The sequence below is a fragment of the Poinsettia branch-inducing phytoplasma str. JR1 genome, assembly GCF_000309465.1.
Taxonomy (GTDB): domain Bacteria; phylum Bacillota_I; class Bacilli_A; order Acholeplasmatales; family Acholeplasmataceae; genus Phytoplasma; species Phytoplasma pruni.
In genome coordinates this window covers 1-1,212 of the sequence record NZ_AKIK01000132.1, presented here as the reverse complement: position 1 = coordinate 1,212, position 1,212 = coordinate 1, and the positions used below count along the sequence as shown (strand labels likewise).

Annotated in this window: 3 protein-coding genes; all 3 read left to right on the top strand. The window is 21.8% G+C overall.

The genetic code is table 11. The features are described from left to right. Positions 1 to 381 precede the first annotated feature (381 nt). The 3 genes from ON17_RS02650 to ON17_RS03650 are packed head-to-tail and all read left to right on the top strand — an operon-like array spanning position 382 to position 1,123. Positions 382 to 711, top strand: coding sequence for a single-stranded DNA-binding protein (locus ON17_RS02650; protein ID WP_017191956.1), 330 nt, complete (start codon positions 382 to 384; stop codon positions 709 to 711). Between the two features lie 11 nt (positions 712 to 722). After that, positions 723 to 944, top strand: coding sequence for a hypothetical protein (locus ON17_RS02645; RefSeq protein WP_017191955.1), 222 nt, complete (start codon positions 723 to 725; stop codon positions 942 to 944). Positions 945 to 970: 26 nt separating this feature from the next. After that, positions 971 to 1,123 (top strand): hypothetical protein, encoded by a 153-nt coding sequence (locus ON17_RS03650; RefSeq protein ID WP_017191954.1) that lies wholly within the window; start codon positions 971 to 973, stop codon positions 1,121 to 1,123. The last annotated feature ends 89 nt before the right edge of the window (positions 1,124 to 1,212 follow it).

The window sequence follows — 1,212 nt, the reverse complement described above, 5'->3', positions numbered from 1 at the left end:
ATTACTTCTGGTTATACAGTTCAAGAATTGATAAATATTGGATATACAGATAAAGAATTAAGAAATTTTAATTTATATTTGAAATAAAAAGGAGAAAAAACAATGACTTTAAGACAGTTATTAACACTTATTGCTTTAAGTGGAATATGTGTGTTTATCTTGTATAAATTTGGTTTTATCGTGCCTGATAGTACTAAAATAACATGGTTGAAATAAGCAATATTTTTAAATATTGCTTATTTTCATAAAGGATTTTATAATGAGAAATAATAATAATTTATTACATAGTTCTATTTATTTATTGATGATTTTTTTTATTGGTGTTTTTATATATATTAATATTAATAATAATTAAACAATTGAAAGGTTAAAAAAAGAAAAATGATTAATAAAGTAATTTTAGTAGGTAGAATTACCAAAGATCCAGAAATATATTTTGTTAATGGTAATATACCATTAGTACGTTTTATTTTAGCTGTGAATAGGAATTTTATTAATAAAAACGGAAATAGTGAAGCAGATTTTATTAGTTGTGTTGTTTGGAATAAACAAGCAGAAAACTTAGCTAAATATGTTGTTAAAGGTTCTTTGATTGGTGTTGAAGGTCGAATTAAAGTTAATGCTATTAATAAAGATAAAGAAGAAAAAAAATTTATTACACAAGTAGAATGTCAATCTATTCAATATTTAGATTTTAAAAAAGAAAAATAAGGAGAAAAATAATGCAACAAATAATTATTAATATTTTTACATTGGTAATTTTTTTATTAGTATTTGGCTTTATTTATTGGATTTTGGGAGTATTGGAAAGATATGTTAAAGAAGAAGATATATTAGTAGTTAAAGAATTAAAAGAAAGCGGATTTTCACCCAAAGAATTATTAGATGCGGGATATACAATTGAGGCAATAACAGCTGCTGGATTTGATTTACGGTTTAAATAAAATTTAAATAAAAGGAGATTTAAAAAATGTCTAAAAAATTGATAAATGATGAATGTACGATTAAACAACTAAAAGATGCGGGATTTACAGCAAAAGAAATAAAAAATGAAATAACGGCTGCTGGGTGTGCAGATTCATATGTAATAGAATTACTAGATTTTATTTATGATCGTATTTAATATATAATTTTTGTATTTATTTTAAAAGAAAGGATTTTTTAAAATGGAAATTAATAATTTAATAAATAATTTAATAGATTCTAAAATTT

What these genes read in the sequence shown, in the direction of transcription:
- ON17_RS02650 (WP_017191956.1), top strand. Translation starts at nt 382, where the DNA reads ATGATTAATAAAGTAATTTTAGTAGGTAGAATTACCAAAGATCCAGAA.
- ON17_RS03650 (WP_017191954.1), top strand. Translation starts at nt 971, where the DNA reads ATGTCTAAAAAATTGATAAATGATGAATGTACGATTAAACAACTAAAA.
- ON17_RS02645 (WP_017191955.1), top strand. Translation starts at nt 723, where the DNA reads ATGCAACAAATAATTATTAATATTTTTACATTGGTAATTTTTTTATTA.